General features: G+C 33.6%; 1 protein-coding gene. It reads right to left on the bottom strand.

From position 1 onward, the window contains the following. The coding region (locus ACF91D_RS31085) for an ATP-grasp domain-containing protein (RefSeq protein ID WP_392438602.1) at positions 1–741 on the bottom strand (741 nt) is incomplete at both ends.

Raw genomic sequence — 741 nt, 5'->3', positions numbered from 1 at the left:
ATTTTTAAATACATTTATTTTTTTGATTTCGGTATCTTTTGATACATCTGGATAATGAATGTGCATTATCTTACCTTTTTGTGCTTTCATAAACGCTATGGCAGATGTTTTTTTGGGCGTAAATGCATGAGGAGTTTTTACTTCATTATTGATATACATAGATATATGAAATTTATAGGGGTTAATGTCATAAGAAGATTCGACTAAATCCATAATACCATCGCCGCCAGGTCTAGCAGCAGCTTCTATGACATAGAGGTTGTTGTCTTTTATTTTTATTTCAACATGAGCGATTCCACGCGTAATACCTAAAGATTTACAGGCTTGTATTGCAAGGTCTTTAATATTTGTATCTTTATACCTGAAACTGGGAACTAAATGACCCATTTCAGTAAACCACGGTCTAGGAGATAAATATTTCTCTGTAACGGTAATGACTTCATAGAAATCGTGGCCGCACAATACTTCCACTGAGACTTCATCATCACTATCAATAAATTCTTCGATTAGGAATTCACTTTTAGAAACTTGGAAGTCATCTGCATATATCTCCATAGTTTGTTTCGATTTAGCATAGGCATCCATACATTCTTGTTTATTATTGGCTAAGTAAACACCGCCACTACCTCCAAAATCAACCGGTTTTATAATTACTGAGAAATTAAATCCATTCATGAGCTGTTTTAATTGTAAAGCATTATTAGAATACATCGACCTTGGTGTAGGAATACTGGATTTTTC

This window comes from Staphylococcus sp. 231237_7MaSpsaltlick, from assembly GCF_043107035.1.
Note: the sequence above shows the minus strand (reverse complement) of the source record. Positions and strands in the feature narration are given on the sequence as shown.